The following is a 24,302-nucleotide window of genomic DNA, read 5'->3' as shown; positions in this document are numbered from 1 at the left end:
TATTAATGTAGAGGTGTTCATATGTTCAAAAAATCACTAATAGCTTTGCTATTTTTTTGTATGCTTTACAATGTATTAACTGTTTCTCATGCAGAAACAACCATTCCGTCCTATGTACCTACTCAATTCACAGAAGAAGAACAATTGTGGATAGATTCACATAAAAATGTGGTTTTACAAGTCGGATTAGCCCCATATGCAGGTATTGATTTGTTTGAATATGATGGTTATCTAAAGGGTTATTTGATTGACATTGTGAAGATTTTCGAAGAAGAATCAGGTCTTACCATTGACATTGATGATCATAAAAACTGGGGAGAAGCCTATAACGGGTTGTTTGATCAATCTATTGATATACTTTTTGGTGCTAACCCAACTGAGGAACGTCTTAAAATAATGGCTTTTACAGAAAGTGTCCACCATTATCCTTATGTTGTGTTAGCTCTAAAGGACAGCGAAATCCGAACCATAGGTGATTTGGATAGTGAATGTGTTGGCTTCATTGAAGGTGATATGGTAATTGATGTATTTAAAGACAACTATCTTAATATTAACTATATGCAGGTGGATTATCCAAATCAAAAAACAGCAATAGAACAAATGTTAAATGGAGAAATCAATGGCTTCATCACCTCTGGAAGTGAAGTTGTCTATGAATATCTTTATCAATTTTCTGAGGTTCAAAATATAGCTGAATTGAAAAACATTTTCTCAGAAATGACTTTTTCTACACGAATTGAAGATCAAACATTAACAAATATTCTTAACAAAATCATAGCCAATAGAGCTGACAGCATTGACGAAGCGATTGAAACTGCAAGAGCACTCTATATGCACAAGATACTCAAGTTAACGCCTTCCGAACGTCTTTGGCTACAAAATACTCCAGTCATTAAAGTTGGTATTGCAACCGATTATTTGCCTATAGACAATTACACTAACAACGAATATACAGGTATTGCAGGTAAATATTTGACAGAATTCACAAATATGGTGGGTATAAAAATCGAATGTGTTCCTATGCCTTTTGATAACCTCTACCAGCTAGCGTTAGATGGGGAAATCGATATATTGAATATGGCAAAAACAAATGATAGAGAATCACTTTTCAACTTTACCGCACCTTTTAGTTACGACCGCGATGCAATTTATGGCTTAAAAAGTGCAGATACTGTATATGACATCTATGGTTTAGAGGATTGTAAAATCGCTGTCATTGATGGCTTTTGGCATGAAGAGTACTTAAAGAAAAACCTTAAAAATGTTGAAATAGTTTTTACAAAGGACATTAAAGAAACTTTGTTGATTATTGAAAAAGGAGAAGTCGATTACTTTTTAGAAAATCCCTCCGTTGCTGAATACTATATTGAAGGATTGGGTTATAATCAAATTGTAAAAAAAGGCACAACTTCTTCTGATTCCTTTTTATACTTTGGCACTCAAAAAAATCACGAAGAATTTGTATCTATATTCAATAAAGCAATTACCCTTATGGATTATGAAAAAGCTAAATATGAAGGAATTCAAAGCGCACCTGTTTTAAAAAACGTACAAAACACCAAACTATCTAAATTGTTATTTGGTATTCTTGTTTTCTTGCTCATCGTAATCTTATCACTATTAAAACTATTTAAGGAACTAGTTGCCCAAAAAGCGAAAACACGGATACTGAAAGAAAGAGAACATCTCGTTTATACAGATGCATTAACAGGCTTATACAACCGTTTATATTTTAACTCCTTAGAAAAGAAAATGTACGATTATCCCTATCCTCAGAGCTTCATTATGATTGATTTAAATCATCTAAAATCAACCAATGATACTTATGGACATCAAATTGGAGATATTTTACTTCAATCCTTTGCTAATATTCTAACGACCTTTATACCCCATGAAAATATTATGCGTATGGGTGGAGATGAGTTCTTTATATTCTTAGATGGGTATGATAGTGCCGACTCCCTTAAACTCATTTCACAACTTAAGTTAGCATGTGAAACCTCAAGGATCGCTTTAGATGATCAAACTTCCATTAATGGACCAATACCCTCTATTGGTTTTTATATACGAACTAGTAACCTGGAATCACCTGAAATGGCATTGAATAAAGCTGATCAAGAAATGTATGCTGATAAGCAACAGTATAAAAATAAGCATTAGCCAATCGGCTAATGCTTTTGTATGTAAATCTATTTATTGAACTGCTAACTTTCTTAAGTTTTGACTTAATGATTCAATTTCACCAATTGTCTGAGCCATTCCTGAAATCATGTTGTTTTGTTCTTCAACTGAACTTAGCATTTGTTCTGTTGTAGCAGAATGTTCTTCCATGATTGCTGCATTATTCTGTAAATGACTATATATATTCGTAAATAACCCTGTTACTACTTCTATTGATTTGAATTCTTCATTCAAATCCTTTTCCATATTATGAAAAGATTGAACCATACTGTCTACACTATCTTGAAGTCTAGTTACAACTTCATTTCCTTCAATGGATGCAGTATTTCCTGCTTGCGCTGATTCTACTGCTTTATTTGCCTTAGTTTGAATAGACACAACTATTTGACCTATTTCTTTAGCCGTAGTGTTGCTTTGATCTGCAAGCTTTCTTATTTCATCTGCAACGACTGCAAAACCTTTTCCAGCCTCTCCTGCTCTAGCTGCCTCTATTGCTGCATTTAAGGCTAAGAGATTTGTTTGTTGTGCTATTTGAGTTATGGAGTTTAAGAAGGTTTGTATATATGACATACTCTCACCAAGTTCACTTACTGTTGTAAGGCCTTCATTTACTGCATGATGAATGGTCTTCATCTTCTCTCTCATATGAGCTATTTCCAAACCATTTTCTTGAACACGCTTACTTACATTGCTCGAAGTCAAGGCAATTTTTGAAGATTTCTCATGAGTGAATTTCACCTTATCCTGTGCACTACTCATCATATTAGAAATTGCAGTTATACCTGATACCTCTTCTTCAACACCTCTTGTAATTTCTTCAATTGCGCCATTTACGGTATCGCTTGATTCCTTTGTTGCATTTAGATCTTTTTTAAAAGTTGAAATATTCTCATTTAATATTACTGATACCTTCTCTATAGAATCAAAAGTGTTTGTTAATTCGTCAAGAACTTCTTTGGTTTTCATTTCATTTTGTATAGATACTTGTATATATTCATTACCCCATTTCGAAAGAAAATAAAGTACAAGTAACCCCAAATTCATAGCTCCTAGTTGAATAATCAAATCCTTATTTGTAAAGATGGTTGAATTCATAATTGGAATCCCTAAAACGAAATTGATGGTAATAAATATTAGATTTACAATACCACCAAAAATTAACAATGTTTTTTCGTTAAAATATAAGGCTGCCATACATATTGTTACAAGATAAACGAGGAATACGGCTGACGAAGCCTGTGTTAAAACACCTAATAAAGTTACCGCTAACACAGGACATACTGGAATTACAACTGCAGAAATTTGTCTTGGCAGTTTCAAAAAATAAACGATGAGGGCAATTAGTAATGCACCTCCTGATGCCATTAAAACCGGAATGGCATTAGCTATGCCGTCAGTTGCAATTCTTTGGGTTGTTAATACAATTCCAAATACAACTAGTAACATGATATTGAATTTATTAACACGTTGAACATTATATTGATTTACCATTCATAGAAGCCTCCTTAAAAAGTAATTGTCTACATTATACCACATAACTCTCCTTATATATATGCTATACGTCCTTTCAAAAAAGCAAATATTGCTAATTTACACCGCTACTTGATTAAGGTAAACTGTTATTCCAATACGATACCTTTATTCATTACACTTGAATTTTTATAATACCCAGCAAACTGTTTGGCCTTCTCTTCCGAATAAAAGGTTTTTAAATAAAAGTCTTTTTGATATACATCATACATCGCATTTTGATAGTTTAATGCTTCTACTGCCATCTGCAGTCCAGTATATTTGGCTTGATTCCAAACTAGTTGATCAAATTTCCAATCACTATGCTGAACATATGGTTTGCCAGGGTGGGGTGATACCTCAATACATATACAAAAGCGCTGCAATTCTGATTTAAACCAATTCTCAAAACCAGCACTAAATAGCTTTGGATCTTGACTAATTGGCATAGATGTATAGCCTGTCAGTACTGACATCCTTTCAACAATTGTTGTATCAATATCCTCAAAAATACTATGAGTATCTGAATCTGCCCAATACATAATATTGCCTGAGCTATGGTAGGATATTGCCATGAGTGGTTTTGTTTCTCTACAAAACTTTTGTATTGCTTTCGTTTCTAATTCGCTATTTGGTTTATCGCCTTTAAAGCCTTCTGATGATTTTCTCTTATAAGAAGTTTTGATACTCCAATTGCCATCGTCAAAATTTCTATTAAGGTCTACACCATTCGCATTCGACTTCCACCATCTATCATCTTTTGCTATGTTATCCATTAATTTTAGTGCATTGTAATTTTTAGAAGAAGCTATGCCATTTTGGGTAATGTTCAAACCATCTGGGTTTGCAACTGGAATAAACCAAATATCTATTTTGCTTAACAAGTCTTTTAAATCATAATTACCCCACCTACCACTTTCATAATATTGATAAAGGATGTAATCTAGCATTTTCATATCAAGCATTGATGTAAAATCCTCTCTACCATGAATATTTGCCATAAGTAGTATGGATGGCTTTTCTAGCCCAGTATCTACCCCAACCTTAATAGCGTAAATTGGCCGTCCTTCAAACGTATTACCAATCACTTTTAAGTCCACTAGCTCAGTATAAAACTCTGAAGCAAATTTTATATCTTGCTCAATATCGTTTAGTGCATATAGGCCTTGTAGTTGAACAAAGTGTTGGGGAATGATACGCTCAATTTCCATTGTAGTATCTTGAATTTTATTCATTTGAATACTGTTAGTAGAAGCACTCCAGTCTAAAGAATAATTATTTAATTGTGAAAAAGCTCGAAGGGGCATATAAAATATATTGTTCTTTTTAATGATTTGACTAGAAAGGATTTTGATCTGATCTGAATCAATGTAATAACTTTGATCTGCATAAAATATGAGTTTTCGTTCCTCTTTTACCGCAGTTATCATTTCATCTGTACTAATATAGGTATAGCCAAACTCTGCCAAACACTGATATGCATTTACATATGTAATTCCATTCATGAGAAAACTATTTTCAGAAATTTGACTTTCCACCTCATCTTTAAAAATTACTACTGTAGAGGCATAACTATTGCAATTTAGCACATTCATAAAACCTATTAGAAGCAATAAAAATAACAATCGTTTATTCAAGCGTAATCACTCCTATAATTATGTCATATTTTGTAAGTTATGATTATAATAACACGCTAACGTTGTTTCTGTAAAGCAATCTTTAGCATTGCTTTGTGTATAAATAATTTTCAAAAAATTTGCTCATACTATCTTTGAGGTGATTACCATGAAAATAAATAAAACCTATAGTATCGATAATAAAACGCCCATTGAAAATCACAAAACTGCCGCTTGGGCTGATATTGAATCTGTACAACCTGAATCTAGAGTACCAATTCCAAGAGAAGACGCTGTTGATAGAGCAAAAGATTGGGTAGAGGAAAACAAAAAATAATAGCAAAGGCACAGTTGATTGAATCTCTGTGCCTTTACTATTATTATCTAATAAGTGATTTCTGCTTTTTGTTTGTAATTTTGATACCTTTCCTTCGCATCTTCTTCTGCTTTTTGGAACAATTCCTCTGCAATCTCTGGAAAAGTATTTTTAATTTGTACATAACGTAACTCTGAAAGAAGGAACTCTCTAAAGGATTTACTTGGTTCTTTTGAATCTAAGACAAATGGATTTTTATTTTGCTCCTTTAATCTTGGATCGTAACGATAAAGATGCCAATAACCAGCCTCAACAGCTTCTTTTTCTTGCTTTACTGAAGTACCCATTCCACTTCTTATACCATGGTTAATACATGGTGCATAACAAATAACGAGTGATGGTCCTTTGTAGCTTTCTGCTTCTTCTAGCACCTTAGCGGTATGATTCATATTTGCCCCCATAGCTACTTGAGCAACATAAACATATCCATAGCTCATTGCCATCATGCCTAGATCTTTTTTCCTTACCTTCTTTCCAGCTGATGCAAACTTAGCAACTGCTGCTGTTGGTGTTGATTTTGACGCCTGACCTCCTGTATTCGAGTATATTTCCGTATCAAACACTAATATATTTACATCATCACCTGATGCAATGACATGATCTAATCCACCATAGTCAATATCGTAAGCCCAGCCATCACCACCTACAATCCATTGAGATGGTTTTACCAAATAGTCTTTTTTCTTAATAATTTCTCTATGAACTTCACTATTTTTATTATTGGCATTTTGTATCGCTTGAAGCACTTCCTCAGATACAGCTCTTGTAGTATCTCCCTCATACATATTCTCAATCCACTTCTCAAAAGCTTGCTTACAGCGTTCATCCTTCTCTGTGCCAATACCTCTGGCCATTAAATCTCTAAGCTTTTCTCTTACATGTTTTGAGCCTAAATAAATACCATAGCCATATTCTGCGTTGTCTTCAAATAGAGAATTACCCCAAGCTGGACCTTTACCCTCACTATTGGTTGTATAGGGCACTGAAGGCGCACTAGCACCCCAAATTGACGAACAACCAGTTGCATTGGCTATAATCATTCGATCCCCAAAAAGTTGAGTTACATACTTAAGGTAAGCTGTTTCACCACACCCTGCACAAGCTCCAGAGAATTCTAATAGTGGTTTTGCAAATTGGCTACCTTTCACTCCTTTCTTACTCATCAATTTATCTTTATAAGTTACGTTATTCGCAGCATATTCCCAATTAGGAATCTGTTGCGGAATTTCTTCTTCTGCGTTGACCATTACCAACGCTTTATCTGGTGCGGGGCAAACATCTGCACAATTACCACAACCTGTACAATCTAACGGAGATATTTGAATTCGATAATGGTATCCTTCCACTTCCTTACCCTTTGATTCTTTAGTTTCAAAAGTATTTGGTGCTCCTTGCTTTTCTTCTTCATTTAGTAAGAAAGGTCGAATAACCGCATGGGGACATATATATGCACATTGATTACATTGGATACACTTTTCTGTTTGCCACTCTGGCACCATGACAGCAATGCCTCTCTTTTCATACGCTGTAGTACCGAGTGGAAATGTTCCATCTTCCATACCACGAAATGCACTAACTGGCAAATCATAACCATCTAAATCTGCCATTGGGCGTTGTATATGCCTTACAAATTCCGGCTCGTCACCTAGTAATGGAACAACTTTATCCACTGCCGTTTCCCAACTGGCTGGTATTTCTACCTTTACCAGTCCTTCCAACCCTTTATCTACGGCTGCCTTATTCATATCCACAATTTTTTGACCTTTTTGTCCATAGGTTTTTTTAATTGAAGCTTTTAAATATTGAACTGCTTCATCTATCGGAATGACTTGAGCCAACTTGAAAAACACGGCTTGCATAATCATATTAATTCGGCCACCAAGTCCAATTTCACCAGCAAGACCAACTGCATCAATGATATAGAAATGCACTTGCTTTTTGGCTAACTCTCTTTTCATAGCACCACTTAGCTTTTCTTCTAGCTCTTCTACCTTCCAAGGACAGTTTAAAACAAAAGTACCATGCTCCTTGATACCTCTTAATAAATCATAATGGTTCACATAGGATTTATTATGACAGGCAATATAGCCCGGATTATACACTAAATAAGATGATTTAATCTCTTTTTTACCAAATCTCAAATAAGAAATAGTTGTGCCGCCAGATTTTTTACTATCATAATCAAAGTAACCCTGTGCATATAAGTCTGTATGATCACCAATAATCTTTATAGCCATCTTATTTGCACCCACTGTGCCATCAGAACCTAAGCCCCAAAACTTACATTGAATAGTACCTTCGGGGGCCGTATCTGGTGCTTCAAAAACTGGCAACGATGTATAAGTAACGTCATCATCAATACCAATGGTAAAACTATTTTTAGGAAAACCATTTTTCAAGTTATTAAATACTGCAATAATTTGTGCTGGTGTTGTATCCTTAGAACCCAAACCATAGCGTCCACCAATAATCATAGGACGATTGTCTCTATCATAGAACATAGATCTTACATCTTGATAAAGGGGTTCTCCTTGTGCTCCCGGCTCTTTAGTTCTATCCAAGACAGCAATTTTTTTCACACTATTAGGTAAAACATGAAAGAAATATTTCTCTGAAAATGGACGATATAATCTTACTTTAATCAACCCTACCTTCTGGCCTTTTTGAAGTAAAGTATCAATGACTTCTTCTATCGTATCACAAACTGATCCCATGGCTACGATAATATATTCAGCATCCACTGCACCATAATAGTCAAATGGATGATAGCTTTTTCCTGTTATATGACTGATTTCTCTCATGTACATATCAACTATATCTGGTATAGCTTCATAAAAGGGATTCGCTGCCTCTCTACCTTGAAAATAAATATCAGGATTTTGAGCAGTTCCTCTTAGGACTGGCCTTTCAGGATTAAGCGAAACGTTTCTAAAACGCTCAACAGCTTCTACATCTAAAAGTCGTTTTAAATCTTCATAATCCATTACCTCAACCTTTTTAATTTCATGTGAGGTTCTAAAGCCATCAAAGAAGTGTAAGAATGGCATGCTTGCTTTGATAGCCGCCAAATGTGCTATACCACTTAAATCCATAACTTCTTGTACACTATTTGAAGCCAAAATAGCGACACCTGTTTGTCTTGTAGCCATTACATCTTGATGATCTCCAAAAATAGATAGTGCATGGGTAGCTATAGCACGTGCGCTAACATGCAAAACACCTGGTAGCTGCTCCCCAGCCATTTTATACATATTCGGTATCATTAACAATAACCCTTGAGACGCCGTATATGTAGTTGTTAATGCACCGCCTTGAAGTGATCCGTGCATAGTACCTGCCGCTCCAGCTTCTGATTGCATTTCTACTACCTTAACTTCTTGTTCAAACAGATTCTTCTTACCCTGGGCTGACCATAAATCTGCCAGCTCTGCCATAGTCGATGAGGGTGTTATGGGGTAAATGGCAGCGACCTCAGTAAAGGCATAGGAAACATAAGCAGCTGCTTCGTTTCCCTCCATCGTTTTCGTAATTTTTGCCATAATAAAACTCCTTTTGAAATAATTAGAACCTAGATATTTAAATATCCACAATTCCCAAGTATTACTAGAGTATTAGTATAGGCATTTTCAGTTCCGTTTATACGAATTGTTGGCTAGCTGTTTCTCTGCTAAATAACTAACGTGTTGCAACTAGTACACATGCCTTAACGGTTTGAAGCCCCAGTTGCTTTGCCAGTTCTAAAACTTCATCGTCATAAGTTCCTGGTTGGAACCAAATATATTCAATACCTAGCATTGCAGCCTCTTGGATAATAACTTTTGTTTTTTCTGGACCTACAACAATATCGATAACCTCTGGTTTTTCCGGTATTGATGCCAAGTTTCTATAACAGGTATCCCCTTCAATCATTTCAAAGAAAGGATTCACTGGATAAACTTCATATCCTCGTAATTTTAATTTTTTATAAATCATATTTCCATACTTCTCTGAATTTTGATTTGCACCTACGACTGCCCATTTTTTCTTTTCTAACATCGTTTCTTCTAACATATTTACCTCCTTTACCCAAATCAAACTTAGGTATTTGTTTCCATATTATTCTGATCCTTTCCCATTGTCAATTCATACCTAAACAAATATTGAATGACAACCTGTCACCATTATTATTATTAACCATATATTAATAATGAAACAATAAATTATTATTATTATTATAAAGGATGTGACGTATGGCTTCACCTATTCGACCTTGTTCTTGTGTTCCCTATACAACACTTTGTTGCTGTGGCGTTCAAAATGGTATATCAGTAACACAGCCAACGTGTCAAACTCTTCCAGATGGTAGTATTGTCAATAACCCTGCTTACGATGCCCTAGTAAGCCGCTCTTATTGGTCCTATAAGTTTTGTACAGATTGTGCTCGTACAACACGTGGTATAAGCAATATTGTAATTCCCGTCTGTGAAATACTGAATCCACCACATATTATCGTTGATGAAAAAATAGATGGTTGTGGCGAATTTGAACCCGTTCTCTTTTCACTAAGCAAAACAGATCCTAATTTTGCTACTGCACCCATTGGTTTTCAATGGCTTAAGATAGAGGTGGAAGATCGGTTTGAGAAAGGTGTATGTGTTGAATACCGAATAACGCTTACAGGAAACTTTCCAACCAGCATTCAACCAATTGGTGTTAAGGCTCACGGGAGTAATCTGATTTTTGATTGTGACTGCTTCTTAGTACCAGCTTGTAATCCACAAGGAATTCTTTTTGTTCTCAAAGATTGTTCTGAAACAATCACAAACAACCAAGCAACACTCGATTATGTTATTGAAGTAAATAACCTTGGAAATGCACCTTTAGCAAATGTTCAGTACTTAGACACCTTAACGATTCCTTCTGGATTGTCTATTAGTACAATATCTGTAAGCCCAAGTACTCTTGATGTAATTATAAGTCCCGTGGGGCAAATCATTATAAGTGGTAATTTAAATACCATTAATCCTGGAGACCAAGTAATCGTTACATATAAAATAACACTTATTGCTACAACTGCTGGTACATTTATGATTGACAATATGGTAATGGTTTCTGCTCTAGGAACAGAAGCTGCAGATCTTTGTACGGTAATGCTCGAAGTGGTGCAGTTACAATCAAGTAAGTGTTGTAGTGTTACTGAGGAAGGTAGCATTGTATATGTTATTCAAATAGCAAACTTAGGCAATTCCCCTGATACTACTGTAAACATTACGGATAGTATTGTAGTACCACCAGGTGTTACCGTGCAGTTTAATGATTTTGAGAGTTGTTTAGCTGTTTTTGGAGAAACTTCTACACCTGTTCCACTTAACACTAACATTTTGGGACCAGCAATGATAATGATCACTTGTCCAAATACGATCATTCCCTCAAGTAGCATAGCTCAAAAAATGATTACCTTAACTGTCATTTCAAGTGCCGTTACTGGAACAACTATTATTGCAAATACGCTTCAAGAGGTAACCCTGGTTAATCCAAACGAACAAATTTTCCTTGGTGCAGGCAATCTTCCGATTACTGCTCTAGCCCAAGTAACATTAAGCTTTGGTTGTTTACAACCCTGCTCATAAACATAAGACCTCCTGTAATTTAATTCACAGGAGGTCTTGATATTTTATATTTTAGACTCTTTTTATAATTCTATTCATACCATCTTCAGTCTTTACATATTTATACTTCGGATTTAGTTCATTTACAAAAGCTTCAATCCATGCTTCTCTAAATGTATAAAAGTTGTTAACATCTCCATTCACTTTTTCCCAATGTTGATTATGTAGGCAAGTAGTAGTAACCCAAGTGAATTGCTCCTCACTACTATCAACAATTTCATTTACCCGGTCACATGGCATACCTTCTAGAATATATTCATTCAAGGCTTGGTAAATTGTGTCTGCTGTATCGGCTCCTTGGGCATATTCCTTCGCGGCTACTTGCCCCTGATCTTTAAATATTTCTATGAGCTCACTTTTATATTTAGGATTCCAAGTTAATAGCTCTGTAATTAGAGCCGCGTGCCTTTGTTCTGCATTTTCAATTCTTTGTTGCAGCCATCCGTGAATATTCGTTGTATCTATAACTTCCTCAAGCGGTTTATTTCCCATTGGTATTCCAAAATGCTTATTGATATGTTGAATCAAATCCTCTACAGAAATATTCTGTTCTTTAGCCTTCTCAATAATTTTTTCTTCAATACCTTCAAACCATTGTATCTTATTATATAATATATGATGTATTTTGCCTAAAAATAAACTCATTATTAATCCTCCATTTCTATGTGATATGCTCTTTCTTGATCATAGGGTATAAGTGACCATCTTCTTGATCGAATTAGAAGGTTCTAATTCATAACCTTTGTCTATATAATAACCTAAACTTAACAATAATTCGGTGATTCAAATCACCAAAAAAAGTTCTCCCGAAAGGATTCAGGAGAATTTTTAATGTAACCATTATATGTTATTCAATATTTTTTAACTTTTCAGACTGATCTGCTGTAGTAAGACTGTCAATAATCTCTTCAATATCCCCATCTAATACAGAATCTAATCTATGTATTGTTAATTTGATTCTGTGATCAGTGAGTCGTCCTTGTGGAAAATTATAAGTTCTTATTTTTTCACTCCGATCCCCTGTACCAACTTGACTTTTTCTGTCTTGAGCCACTGAGGCTTGTTGCTTTGCTACCTCTTGGTCGTATAATCTAGCTCTTAGTACCTTTAAAGCTTTGTCTTTATTTTTTAGCTGCGATTTCTCATCTTGGCAAGATATAACGATTCCACTAGGCATATGCGTAATTCTAACTGCTGAATCAGTGGTGTTAACACATTGTCCACCATTACCAGAGGATCTAAAAACATCTACTCTGATATCATTCATATCTAATTGAACCTCTACATCTTCAACTTCTGGAAGAACTGCAACAGTTACTGTTGAGGTATGGATTCTTCCTCCTGATTCTGTAACTGGTACTCGTTGTACTCTATGGACACCGCTTTCATATTTTAGTCTAGAGAAAGCACCCTTTCCTTGAATCATAAATATTGCTTCCTTGAATCCACCTAAACCATTTTCATTGATGTTGACTGTTTCAACCTTCCATTTACATCTTTCGGCATATCTAGAGTACATTCTAAATAGCTCAGCAGCAAACAAAGCAGCTTCATCACCACCTGCACCACCACGTATCTCTATAAAAACATTCTTGTCATCATTAGGATCTTTAGGTAAAAGCAATACCTTAAGTGCATCTTCAATAGCAGCTAAGCTTTCCTTTGCATTGGCAAGCTCTTCCTTCGCCATGTCTCTAATTTCTTCATCTGATTCTTCTTCAAGCATTGTTATGCTATCACGAATTGTCTCTTGTGCGATTTTGTATTCCTGGAACTTTTCAACAATGGGCATTAAATCACTATGCTCCTTCATGAGCTTAATCCATCTATCTTGTTCCGATATAATCTGTGGGTCATTAATCATAAATGCCACATCATTAAACCTATCAACAATACCTTCAATTTTATTAAACATAATCTATTTCACCTCTGAGAACTTATATTAATTAGCAGTGTTTTCAATTTTTTGTTGCATATACTATTCTGTCTTTTCCTGATAAATCCTTCTTACATTCAATATCTATATAGTTATTTTCTTCCAGAAGAGATATCACCTCTTCCTTTTGATTATAACCAATTTCGAAAATGATAAAGCCCGTACTTTTCAAGTATTTGCCAGCCTCGGCACATATCCTTCGGTAAAAATCTAGTCCATCTTTACCACCATCTAAAGCCGTATGGGGCTCAAAGTTCTTAACCTCTGGCATTAATATATCTATATCTTCAGTTTTAATATAAGGTGGATTAGAAATTAGCATGTCAATACGATCTACATACTCTTCTCCAACACTCTCGAATAAATCACTACAAATCCATGTAAGTTTATGATCTACAGCATTTATTCCACTATTATATTTTGCTATTTTTAGGGCTTCCTTCGAGATATCTATTCCAATACAATCAACATTCTTCTTTAAGCTTGCTAAAGAGATCGGAATACATCCGCTACCTGTCCCTACATCCATAACCCTCTGAAATTCATTTGCATCTAGAAGGCTTAATGCCAGTTCAACTAGTTCTTCTGTTTCTCTTCTAGGAATTAATGTATGCTCATTCACTTTAAAGGTGATCCCCATAAATTCTTGCTCTCCAACAATATGTTGTAATGGCATTCCCTTTGCTCTTAATTGAATGAACTTCATATATGCTTCATAGGTAGTTGCATCAATTTCTTTGTCTTTATTCATAATTAATTCAACTCTATTATAGTTCAAAACGTTAGAAAGCAAAAGTCTTGCATCTAATTGAGCTTCTGTCTTGCCTTCCTCTTTAAGAACGCTAGTTGCTTTCTCTAGCACTTGGTTAATCGTTAGTGTCATTACCCTTCAAGTGCTCCCTTCAAGGCAGCAATCGCAACTTCTATTTGCTCATCGTCTGGTTCTTGCGTTGTTATTTTTTGTAAGCATAAGCCTGGAAAACTAACAATATCCGCAAGAACATTGTCGTTCTTACCTAATAATTTAATTACTTCATAAGATAATCCAGCGATAAATGGAAGCATTAAAAGTCTTACCCCTAATCTTAAAAAGAAAGTATCTACATTAAACATCGTTAAAACTAATACGCTTATAATAACAACAATAAACAAAAAGTTTGTACCACATCTTTTATGTAGTCTTGATTGCTTTTTGACATTTTCAATCGTTAATTCTTCTTCATTTTCCAAACAATGGATAGACTTGTGCTCAGCTCCATGATATTGAAAAACTCGTTGAATATCCTTCATAAAGGAAATCAAATAAATATATCCAAACAATATTAATATTCGTATAATACCATCTACTAAATTAATCAGCCTAGTACTATCAAGCAAGGGCTTAAGAAGCTGTGAAATACCAAGGGGTAATAAAATAAATAGTCCAATAGACAGAATTGATGCAAGAGTAACAGAAATAAAAATAAGGACATCGTCCATTTTCTTCTTGCCAAACTTATTTTCTAATTTCTTTTCAAACTTACTAGGCTCCTGGTCTCCATCTACTTCAAAAAACTCTGCAGAATAGGTTAAAATCTTCATTCCCATAACTAAGGATTCAACAAACGCAACTGCACCTCTTATTATAGGCAACCCTAGTATTTTATTTCTTTTTGAAAAGCTTTTAAATATTCTTTTTTCTAATATTATTTCTTTATCCGGCTTTCTAACAGCAATTGCATAGGTATCCTGCTTCTTCATCATTACACCTTCAATAATTGCTTGACCGCCAACATCTACATTTTTCATTTCATCACATTCCATTTCATAATTAAGCTCTGTTAAGTGCTTAAGATTATTGGTTAACAGCCACTATGGGCTACTTGTTTCGTCAGGTTAAATTATAACATACCCTTTTCTTTTATTCTACTGGGAAATCAAATACACAAAAAAGAAAATCGGTTGTGCAGAGCTAAAAACCTAGTTGTCTACTGCCGCATTTCCAATTGTGTATGCAGAACTTTCCTACTGGATAAAAAGAAAAAAGCTGAGGAAAATCCTCAACTTTGTTATTGTTCGTCTTTAATTCCGTATCTACGATTGAACTTATCAATACGTCCACGAGCTACGTTTGCTTTTTGTGTTCCAGTATAGAATGGATGACATTTTGAACAAATTTCAACGTGAATGGATTCATTCGTAGTTCCTGTTACAAATTCATTACCACAGTTACATTTCACTGTAGTTTGGTTGTACTTTGGATGAATAGCTTCTTTCATATTTTTCACCTCTTTCTCGACATAATTCTCATTATAATATGTCGACATACGTCGAACTTATTTGTTATTTTCGCTCTAAACAGCTTTTACATTATAACATATCAATTTCCTTGATGCAAGTGTTTTTTGCATTTATTATTCAAAAGAAAATCGGCTGTGTAGCGTTAAATAACATTGTTATTTATACGCCGAGTTATAATTCTCGTTACACTTCTACCGCTTTTCCAAACACATTTGCAGAACTTTCCTTATCAAATAAAAATATCTTCATTTAATAGTTCTCTAAAATACTTTCTGATAACTTTTTGACATATTCTACGTTAGTTGCAGTATTGACAAATACCTTAAGCATACTGTCAATAACGTCCTCTGATCTCATGTTGCTACTAACCTTCCTTAATTTCGTAACTGCTTCAAGTTCTTCTTTATCATAGAGTAAATCTTCTCTTCTTGTTCCTGACTTTGTCACATCTATTGCAGGGAAGATACGTTTTTCCGAAAGTTTTCTATCAAGAACAAGCTCCATATTACCAGTTCCTTTAAACTCTTCAAATATTACATCATCCATCTTACTTCCAGTATCCACTAGTGCTGTGGCTAATATTGTTAGACTTCCACCTTCTTCAATATTTCTAGCAGCCCCAAAAAACTTTTTAGGCATATGAAGTGCTGCGGGGTCTAGCCCTCCTGAAAGAGTTCTTCCACTTGGTGGTATGATTAAATTGTATGCTCTTGCTAATCTTGTAATACTATCTAATAAAATTACCAAATCCTTCTTTTGTTCAACCATTCTCTTTGCTCTATTGAGTACCATTTCAGAAACTCTTTTATGATGTTCAGGCAGTTCGTCAAAGGTTGAATGAATTACCTCAACTTTTTTTCCAACTATAGATCGTCTAATGTCAGTCACTTCTTCTGGTCTTTCATCAATTAGTAGAACCAATAAATGTATGTCAGGGTAATTAGTTGTAATCGCATTCGCAACTTTTTTAAGTAAGGTAGTTTTACCAGCTTTAGGAGGTGAAACAATCATACCTCTTTGTCCTTTACCTATTGGTGCGATAAAGTCAATTAAACGTGTAGAATAATCACTTGGAACAGTTTCAAGTCTAAGTCTTGAATTAGGAAAAATTGGAGTTAAATCTTCAAAATTTGGTCTCTTGATTGCATTTGCAGGCGTATCACCATTAATAGTCTGTACATATAACAAGGCTCTAAATTTTTCATTTTCTTTAGGCACTCTTATATTTCCATTAACCATATCACCAGTTTTTAAATTGAATCTTCTTATTTGAGAAGGAGATACATATACATCACTTTCTCCAGGCATATAATTTTCGCCTCTTATGAAACCAAATCCATCAGGTAATACCTCTAAAATTCCATAGGCACGCTGTCCACTATCTAAACCTTCAAAATCTGAAGGAACATCACTTCTTTCTTTATGACTTTTTTTCTTGTTTTTATTTTCCTCTGACGTGTCACCAGTTACATTATTACTGTTTTCTTCTACTTCGAGTGATATCGTGTCCAATTCTTCAACTTTTATTAATTCTTCAACAACTTCATTTTTTTCTGCTTCTGCTTCAGTTTCGGCTTGTTTTTCTTGATTCTTTACCTCAACATTTGTTAGCAGTTGAATTAATTCCGACTTTTTAAAGCCTGTTAGGCTAACGATTCCAATTGCTTTAGCTGCTTGCCTCAGTTCTGCAAGGGAAAATTTCGAATAATCTGTGTTCATAAAACTCACCTCGATAATTTTTCAAATTGTTTAACTACAAGATTTCTTGTAGTTATTGAATATTTAATATGTAGTTTGTTTTTTTATGGAAATATCTATAGAATTGTTGTCTAATAGGATAAGACAAATAGTTGTATAGAAAGAATGATAAATCTTTAAGTGGTAAAATCCAACTTTAAGTTTTCATATTCTATTATAAATATGCCCCCAGTGATGGGGGCAATATTTTATTTATGCACGTCCATTGCTTCCAAACATTCTTATTTTAGTTCTTACTACTTCTTTAATCGCTTTCGTTGTTGGCCCTATCATTTTTCTAGGATCATATACGTTAGGCGTCTCTTGTACAACTTTATGCATTGCTTGTTGAAATGCTTGTCGTAAATCAGTGTCAATATTAATTTTATTAACTCCTAGTGCTACCGCTTTTTTGATATCTGCTTCAGATATTCCTGATGCTCCGTGTAATACGATTGGAATATTAACTCTTTCTTTAATTTCTTTTAATCTGTCAAAATCTAATTCAGGATCTCCTTTGTATACACCATGCGCATTTCCGATAGCAATCGCAAAGAAATCAACATTAGTTCTCTTAACAAATTCAACTGCTTCATCTGGGTCAGTCATAGTTGCGTCTCTAGATTCCACTTTTACATGGTCTTCAACACCACCAATTTTTCCAAGTTCAGCTTCAACTGAAACTCCCATTGGTCTTGCAACTTCAATTACCTTCTTTGTGATTTCTATGTTTTGTTCTAACGGATACTTAGAACCATCAAACATTACTGATGTCCATCCATCTCTAAGGCATGTCATAATAACATCCCAATCTGTTCCATGGTCAAGATGAAGAGCAACAGGCACAGAAGCTTGTTCTGCCATTTTTCTTACTATTAAAGCTAGAACTTCACTTCCAGCATAGGTAATCGCGCTTTGACTTGCTTGAAGAATAATTGGTGATTTTTCCTCTTCTGCAGCTGAAATTGCTGCTTGAACCATTTCTAAATTACTAACATTGAAAGCACCTACTGCATAACCGCCTTCATGAGCTTTCAATAAAATATCCATTCCTGATACTAACATAAATACCTCCTTTATTTCAAGTTAATTTATATACTAGTGAATTTTTATCCTTCATATTGTACCACATTTTCTCAACTTAATGCAATGGCTTATTTTAAGGCTGCTCGACATTAAAATTATGCTACCTTTTCACTGTGTACCGCTTTCCAAACCTTTTATACATCAAGTTTAAAAAGAATCATTATTGGTTTTATAATAATTTTTTTTATATATTACTATAGCAATACGACTGCAGCAATCGTAAAAAATAACAACAATGTTGTTGCATCTGTAATAGTAGATATCAATGGGGTTGCCATTATTGCAGGGTCAAGTTTAATTTTTTTAGCTAATATCGGAAGCATTCCACCAATTAATGCTGCCATTAATGCAGTACCAACAAGCGTAAATCCAACAATGACTGCTAGTTTGAAATTTTTGTTTATAAGCCATATTCTCAAAAAATTCAGGAATCCTAATGACGTACCAACAATAATTCCAACCCTAAATTCCTTAGCAATAACCTTCACTAAATCTTGGAATTTTATATTCCCAAGTGTTAATCCACGAATAATCAAAGTAGATGATTGTGCCCCCGTGTTACCACCTGTTGACATAAGCATAGGCATTACCCCGACCAGCATAGCAAATTCAGTAGTCAGTGAATTGTTCTTACTCGTAATAAACTCAGTAACAATAGCAGAAAACATTAAAACAATCAACCATACTATTCTTCTCTTTGCCAGTAAAAATGATGGTATTGATAAGTATTCTTCATCAGATGGTTCCATCGCTGCCATTTTTTGAAAGTCTTCTGTAGTTTCTTCTTCAATTACATCGACTACGTCATCGATTGTAATAATACCAACTAGCCTATCCTCTAAATCCACTACAGGCATTGTCATGAAATCATACTTTTTGAATTCTCTTACAATTGCTTCTTGGTCATCATGGGTGTTGAAGGAAATAACCTCTGCGTTCATTATTTCTCCAACAGTCTTGTCCATCTCACTTAGTACTAATTCTTTTAGTGTAACAATACCCTCTAATTTTCTTTTTGTATCTGTAACATAACAAGTATAAATTGTTTCTTTGTCAATACCAATTCGTCTTATGCGAGCCATAGCTTTTTCTACGGTCATTTCTTTTTTCAAATCGACAAACTCGATTGTCATTAAGCTTCCAGCTGAGTCCTCAGGATAATTTAAAAATTGGTTAATTAATGTGCGTTCTTTTACAGTGGTATTTCTTAATATCTTTTTTACAATATTTGCTGGCACTTCTTCTATTAAGTCAATTTTATCATCAAAATAAAGTTCATCGATAATTTCTTTTAATTCTTGTTCACTAATTAACTCAGAGATTTCTGTTTGTCTTTCCACATCTAAGTAAACGAATACTTCTGATGCTATGACTTTTGGTAATAATCTAAAAAGGAGTAATACCTCTTTTGCTTCTAATTCATTTAAAAATTCAGCAATATCGGCCTCTTGAAGTTCTAATAATTCTTTTTGAATAAGAGAGAAATTCTTTTCTTCGATCAATTCTTTTAAGTTTTTAAGATCCAATGGTAGGCCTCCTTTAGAAAACTACCACTGCAAAGAATATATATTACAGATGGTAGTATTGGTTGTTTTTTTTAATATAATATACTTCTCGGGCTCTACGTCCATACTACCATCTCCTTTTGATTATTAAGTCCACATCCATTTTACTATTAATGCTTGAATAATACAACAAAAAAATTTTCTGCTTCTTCTTTCTGCTTTCCTATAGTTTTAAATCCGATATAAATTCTAGGGTTTGAGCGTCGTGTACTTGCAACTTTCCTTCTGAGAAGGTGTAGAGATAATTTTCAATATATAGTATTCGACTTATATTGCTGTTCCAATTATAGTTGTTTTGGTCTTGTTGTATTCCTGTGTTGTAGTGAGTGATATTTCCTTTTTGATGGAAGCCTTCGTTACTGATGCTATAAACCATTGCTCCGTCAAATTCTATATTGTAATTTTCTCCAGCTAATTGTACTGGAAAGGCCATTAATTCTTGCTCGTTTGAATACATCAAAGCTTTATGATTCCATAATAATTCTGAATAAGAACCTTGTTTTCCAATCACTTGATTTTGCTTTTCAATAGGTTTTAGTGGATCTGTTACATCAAATAATGATAGTTTTAATCCTCCTGTTGTTACTCGATCACCTTCTGCATTCGTATCATAACCAAACCCTAGCAGATGATTTTCATCCACTGGATGTAAATATTCACTAAAACCAGGTATTTTTAAATATCCTAATACTACTGGTTTCGTTGGATTGAATGCATCTATTACAAAGAGCGGATCTACTTGCTTAAATGTAACCATATATACTTTGTTGCCCATAAATCTTGTGCTATAAATAGTTTCGCCCTCTGCTAGTCCTTCAAGCTTTCCAACCGTCTTCATATTAGCATTTAAAATGTATAAATTGTTTTTAGAAGGATTCACTTCATCCCATGAAAAACCTGTTGTTGTAGCGATTCGAAAGTTATTCTCGTAGGTGTCCATAGAAAATTGATTTACTATAGTTCCTGGCACTTCTCCTTTTCCAGAAGCAATAATGTTTCCATCTTTTAAATCATATTGATATATTTGTGTACTTATATAATTATTATTATTTATGATTTTTTTCGAATCATATTTAGTGATTGTTGTAAATAGCTTGTCTTTCGAAACATAAATTGTTCCTGACGATCCTAAATACGCTTGAACGTCTGGTTCCTTATTCAACTTATCCAGTTGAATTCCAATCGTGATCATATAACTTGGCTCTGAAAAATCCGGATAATATTGAATATCTTCGTATTCCAATGTTACTTCTTCACCAACAGTACAATCTTTGTAGCTTGGTAGAAGCATCTCGTCATTAATTGAGCTCTTATCTTCTAAAACTCTATACCAATCATAATACATGTTTTTGTTCGTTACAAAATATAAATTTGATTCAATGGTTCTACCAGATACATAAGAACCATCAAATGAATATTCTTTTTCAAGCTTTGGGTTAGAAATATTCAGTAATGAATATATGAAAACTTTCGTTTCATTATTTCCTCCATACCAAGGCATGTAATCTGTTGCTATCTTATTACTCGACATATCTCCTTCTTTTAAATATGAAGATACCTCCCACGCATTGGCAACAATTACTAGCTTGTTTTTAACAAGAAACAATTCACTAATGTTAACATTTTCATCCATATTGATAGTCCCAACGATTTTAGGGTTTTCAGGATTAGCATGAATGATTAAGACGTTTTTATATTCGTCAACTTTATAAATATAAACTCCATCTGTTTTTAAGATATCTCCTTCATCTACCCCATCCACTTGATTATTTGTTCCAGAGAATTCTTGACTTGAGCTTGCACTATTTGTATTTTCATTGCTACTCTGCTTTTCTTCAACAGTATCCTCCATTATCATTCCTGTATCAAAAACTTGTTCATTTAATTCAATGTTGTTTTTAATTAACGTTAATATATGATTTCTGGATTTAATAGTCGGAAGTTTAAAAACTTCATTTCCCAAGAGGTAACCATGGTAATTATTAATAAAGCTATAAGAAACAGTACTGCTTTTTTATTTTGTTTCATAAATAAGACCTCCTAATGAATATTTGGTTTTGTTCATTGGACGTCTTTAATTGAATTTATGTTCCATATAATTCTTGTTAATTTTACTTTTAATGATTTAGTCACCTTAATCACTTTCAAAACGGGATCTATATCCGCATCTTTGACATAAAGGTTCTATGGCTCTTCTATTTGAAAATCCATTATAGATATCCTTTGCTCGATTAGACTCTAAAATATCACTGATTGTTGACTCAAATATATTTCCTAAGCTAATGACTCCATCAGAATCTAGACAACACGGTATAACAGTCCCATCTACTAATACTGCGATTTGATTTCTAAGACCATAACAAAAACCTGTGGTACTGATAGGATCAACATTCATATCAGGCCATTCAAAAACTTGGCTTTGACTTAGGTATACTCGATCAGATATTTTTACTCCCTTTGCCTTCATAATATTTTCATTTAACACAAAAGGAAGATTTAACTCTTCTTCTATTATTCTAAACGTGTTGTTATTTGTATTCCCCTTTGCTTTGCCTGAGTTTGTGAAGATATTATGAGGGTTTGTTTCAATTGATGTTATTGTTTCGTTTTGCGATTCAGCATTTACTGCATCTAATTGTTTGCATTGTATCTCCTCTAGATTGATATTCCACAATCTCAGCTCAATCGTCATATTTGTTTTCATAATTGCTTTCTTAACAAACTCTAAAACTGCTTTCAAATATTTTTCTTTAGCTTCATTATCTGAATATACTTCGATGCTCTGTAAAGAAAAGCTTATTTGTCGCAATGCTGGTTTCGTTAAAAGCAAGTCGCTCATCTCTGATATATTAGACCCATTCGTTGTAAGATTTACCTTAAAACCCTTTTCATGACTTAAATCTAATAACTGCCCAATTTCAGGGTGCAACAAAGGTTCTCCTTTAACATGAAAATAAAGGTAAGTAGTTACTTTGTCTATTTTCTTCAATATATTGGTGAAATCATCGACAGACATAAACCTTTTTTTCCTGATTGTAGGTGGGCAAAAACTACAACTAATATTACATACATTTGTTATCTCAATATAAAATCGTTTAAAACTTCTCATAATATGTTCACCTGTTTTTTATTCATGTTTTTTGATATATGGTCTTTGATAAATGATCTTTTATATATAGTCTTTTATTTGGTCTTTTATATTTGGTCTTTTATATTTGGTCTTTTATATTTGGTCTTTATATATGGTCTTTATATAACATATTAACACAAAATTATGATCAGTAATTGAAATTATAACATTTCTCATATTATAACTGATCTAGTCCTATCTAATCTACTATATACTATAAATTACGAGCATTTATTTTTAAATGAATGCAAAATAAAAACCCTCCCACCTACGTAAACCGTAAATAAAAGGATTTTAAAACGTGCGCAGAAGGATTCGAACCCTCGGCCTTCTGGTCCGTAGCCAGACGCTCTATCCAACTGAGCTATGCACACATAAATATTGATTGTATAAGTATAAAGAAAGCACCGTTTATAGGTGCAAGCTTTAAATGCCCGAGACCGGAATCGAACCGGTACGATCTCACGACCGCAGGATTTTAAGTCCTGTGCGTCTGCCAGTTCCGCCACTCGGGCATTGAATGGGCGCAACAGGGCTCGAACCTGTGACCCCCTGCTTGTAAGGCAGGTGCTCTCCCAGCTGAGCTATGCGCCCAAAACAAAACGATGAACCTATTAACTTTTATGTGATAAGCATAAAAGTTACGCATCGAGAAAATATATTAAATTTTCTCTATTAGAGTTTTACCTCTAAGCGACCCAGAAGGGACTCGAACCCTCGACCTCAAGCGTGACAGGCTTGCGTTCTAACCAACTGAACCACTGGGCCATATTTTTTAAATGGTGGGCCTTCAGGGACTCGAACCCCGGACCGACCGGTTATGAGCCGGTTGCTCTAACCAACTGAGCTAAAGGCCCCCAATAAAAGCCGACGATCGGACTCGAACCGATAACCTGCTGATTACAAGTCAGCTGCTCTGCCAATTGAGCCACGTCGGCATTATTACGTAAGTTACAACATTTCGTAGGTTTTTACCCCTTAAAAGGTATTCTTTTGAGTGATATAGTAGTATTTTATATACTCTACGAAATGACCCGTAAGGGAATTGAACCCTTGTTACCGCCGTGAAAGGGCGGTGTCTTGACCTCTTGACCAACGGGCCTCATTACTTAAATTACAAGTTAATTATAAATTAACAGCTCCCCGAGTAGGATTTGAACCTACGACCCTTCGGTTAACAGCCGAATGCTCTACCGCTGAGCTATCGAGGAATATATCGTTATTATTTCTATCTAAGT

Annotated in this window: 17 protein-coding genes and 8 tRNA genes; 3 read left to right on the top strand and 22 right to left on the bottom strand. The window is 34.4% G+C overall.

The genetic code is table 11. The annotated features are described in order from the left end of the window. The first annotated feature begins 21 nt into the window (after positions 1 to 21). Positions 22 to 2,160 carry a hypothetical protein gene (locus tag CVU84_11145; GenBank protein ID PKM94018.1) on the top strand — a complete coding sequence of 713 codons (2,139 nt, stop codon included), beginning with the start codon at positions 22 to 24 and terminating at the stop codon, positions 2,158 to 2,160. A gap of 33 nt (positions 2,161 to 2,193) precedes the next feature. On the opposite strand, the gene CVU84_11140 is transcribed toward CVU84_11145, so the two are convergent. Together CVU84_11140 and CVU84_11135 are read right to left on the bottom strand one after the other, a co-directional pair. Beyond that, entirely contained in the window at positions 2,194 to 3,672 is a 1,479-nt protein-coding gene (locus CVU84_11140; protein PKM94017.1) for a hypothetical protein, read from the bottom strand. A gap of 128 nt (positions 3,673 to 3,800) precedes the next feature. Continuing rightward, a complete protein-coding gene (locus CVU84_11135) occupies positions 3,801 to 5,327 on the bottom strand; it encodes a hypothetical protein (protein ID PKM94016.1) in 1,527 nt (508 codons plus the stop codon). Positions 5,328 to 5,475: 148 nt separating this feature from the next. Here CVU84_11135 and CVU84_11130 point away from each other — a divergent pair, with 148 nt between their 5' ends. Next, positions 5,476 to 5,643: a DUF3787 domain-containing protein gene (locus CVU84_11130; protein PKM94015.1), complete on the top strand. Its 168-nt coding sequence runs from the start codon at positions 5,476 to 5,478 to the stop codon at positions 5,641 to 5,643. A 47-nt stretch (positions 5,644 to 5,690) separates the two neighbouring features. Here CVU84_11130 and nifJ read toward each other — a convergent pair whose 3' ends face one another. Together nifJ and CVU84_11120 are read right to left on the bottom strand one after the other, a co-directional pair. Next, the gene (nifJ, locus tag CVU84_11125; GenBank protein ID PKM94014.1) at positions 5,691 to 9,221 is read right to left on the bottom strand and encodes a pyruvate:ferredoxin (flavodoxin) oxidoreductase; all 3,531 of its coding nucleotides are present in this window, start codon (positions 9,219 to 9,221) and stop codon (positions 5,691 to 5,693) included. 136 nt (positions 9,222 to 9,357) lie between these two features. Then, positions 9,358 to 9,732, bottom strand: coding sequence for a CoA-binding protein (locus CVU84_11120; GenBank protein PKM94013.1), 375 nt, complete (start codon positions 9,730 to 9,732; stop codon positions 9,358 to 9,360). A 179-nt stretch (positions 9,733 to 9,911) separates the two neighbouring features. On the opposite strand from CVU84_11120, the gene CVU84_11115 reads away from it, so the two are divergent. Then, the gene (locus tag CVU84_11115) at positions 9,912 to 11,291 is read left to right on the top strand and encodes a hypothetical protein (protein ID PKM94012.1); all 1,380 of its coding nucleotides are present in this window, start codon (positions 9,912 to 9,914) and stop codon (positions 11,289 to 11,291) included. 51 nt (positions 11,292 to 11,342) lie between these two features. Here the strand turns inward: CVU84_11115 and CVU84_11110 are convergent, their stop codons facing one another. The 18 genes from CVU84_11110 to CVU84_11025 all read right to left on the bottom strand — a co-directional run bounded on the left by CVU84_11110 (position 11,343) and on the right by CVU84_11025 (position 24,275). After that, a complete protein-coding gene (locus tag CVU84_11110; protein PKM94011.1) occupies positions 11,343 to 11,975 on the bottom strand; it encodes a hypothetical protein in 633 nt (210 codons plus the stop codon). Between the two features lie 202 nt (positions 11,976 to 12,177). Further along, a complete protein-coding gene (locus CVU84_11105; protein ID PKM94010.1) occupies positions 12,178 to 13,245 on the bottom strand; it encodes a peptide chain release factor 1 in 1,068 nt (355 codons plus the stop codon). Positions 13,246 to 13,288: 43 nt separating this feature from the next. Then, entirely contained in the window at positions 13,289 to 14,149 is an 861-nt protein-coding gene (prmC, locus tag CVU84_11100) for a peptide chain release factor N(5)-glutamine methyltransferase (protein PKM94009.1), read from the bottom strand. After that, positions 14,149 to 15,054 (bottom strand): DUF1385 domain-containing protein, encoded by a 906-nt coding sequence (locus tag CVU84_11095; GenBank protein PKM94331.1) that lies wholly within the window; start codon positions 15,052 to 15,054, stop codon positions 14,149 to 14,151. Before CVU84_11095 ends, prmC begins: the two co-directional genes overlap by 1 nt. 260 nt (positions 15,055 to 15,314) lie before the next feature. Further along, positions 15,315 to 15,524: a 50S ribosomal protein L31 gene (locus CVU84_11090; protein PKM94008.1), complete on the bottom strand. Its 210-nt coding sequence runs from the start codon at positions 15,522 to 15,524 to the stop codon at positions 15,315 to 15,317. A gap of 271 nt (positions 15,525 to 15,795) precedes the next feature. After that, on the bottom strand, positions 15,796 to 17,265 hold the full coding sequence (locus CVU84_11085; protein PKM94007.1) for a transcription termination factor Rho: 1,470 nt from the start codon (positions 17,263 to 17,265) through the stop codon (positions 15,796 to 15,798). Positions 17,266 to 17,496: 231 nt separating this feature from the next. After that, a complete protein-coding gene (gene fba / locus CVU84_11080; protein PKM94006.1) occupies positions 17,497 to 18,348 on the bottom strand; it encodes a fructose-1,6-bisphosphate aldolase, class II in 852 nt (283 codons plus the stop codon). Between the two features lie 215 nt (positions 18,349 to 18,563). After that, the gene (mgtE, locus tag CVU84_11075; protein ID PKM94005.1) at positions 18,564 to 19,895 is read right to left on the bottom strand and encodes a magnesium transporter; all 1,332 of its coding nucleotides are present in this window, start codon (positions 19,893 to 19,895) and stop codon (positions 18,564 to 18,566) included. 202 nt (positions 19,896 to 20,097) lie between these two features. Then, on the bottom strand, positions 20,098 to 21,897 hold the full coding sequence (locus CVU84_11070) for a hypothetical protein (protein PKM94004.1): 1,800 nt from the start codon (positions 21,895 to 21,897) through the stop codon (positions 20,098 to 20,100). A 171-nt stretch (positions 21,898 to 22,068) separates the two neighbouring features. Next, a complete protein-coding gene (locus CVU84_11065; GenBank protein ID PKM94003.1) occupies positions 22,069 to 23,043 on the bottom strand; it encodes a radical SAM protein in 975 nt (324 codons plus the stop codon). A 321-nt stretch (positions 23,044 to 23,364) separates the two neighbouring features. Beyond that, a tRNA-Arg gene (locus tag CVU84_11060) sits at positions 23,365 to 23,438 on the bottom strand. Positions 23,439 to 23,495: 57 nt separating this feature from the next. After that, positions 23,496 to 23,579, bottom strand: a tRNA-Leu gene (locus tag CVU84_11055). Between the two features lie 6 nt (positions 23,580 to 23,585). Then, positions 23,586 to 23,658 (bottom strand) — tRNA-Val (locus CVU84_11050). Positions 23,659 to 23,758: 100 nt separating this feature from the next. Then, positions 23,759 to 23,832, bottom strand: a tRNA-Asp gene (locus CVU84_11045). A 12-nt stretch (positions 23,833 to 23,844) separates the two neighbouring features. Beyond that, a tRNA-Met gene (locus tag CVU84_11040) sits at positions 23,845 to 23,921 on the bottom strand. A gap of 8 nt (positions 23,922 to 23,929) precedes the next feature. Beyond that, positions 23,930 to 24,002: transfer RNA gene (locus tag CVU84_11035), tRNA-Thr, on the bottom strand. 92 nt (positions 24,003 to 24,094) lie between these two features. Then, positions 24,095 to 24,166, bottom strand: a tRNA-Glu gene (locus CVU84_11030). 37 nt (positions 24,167 to 24,203) lie between these two features. Then, a tRNA-Asn gene (locus CVU84_11025) sits at positions 24,204 to 24,275 on the bottom strand. Between the last annotated feature and the right edge of the window lie 27 nt (positions 24,276 to 24,302).

It is taken from the genome of Firmicutes bacterium HGW-Firmicutes-1, assembly GCA_002841625.1.
Lineage (GTDB): Bacteria > Bacillota > Clostridia > Lachnospirales > Vallitaleaceae > HGW-1.
This window is presented reverse-complemented; position numbering and strand designations above follow the sequence as displayed.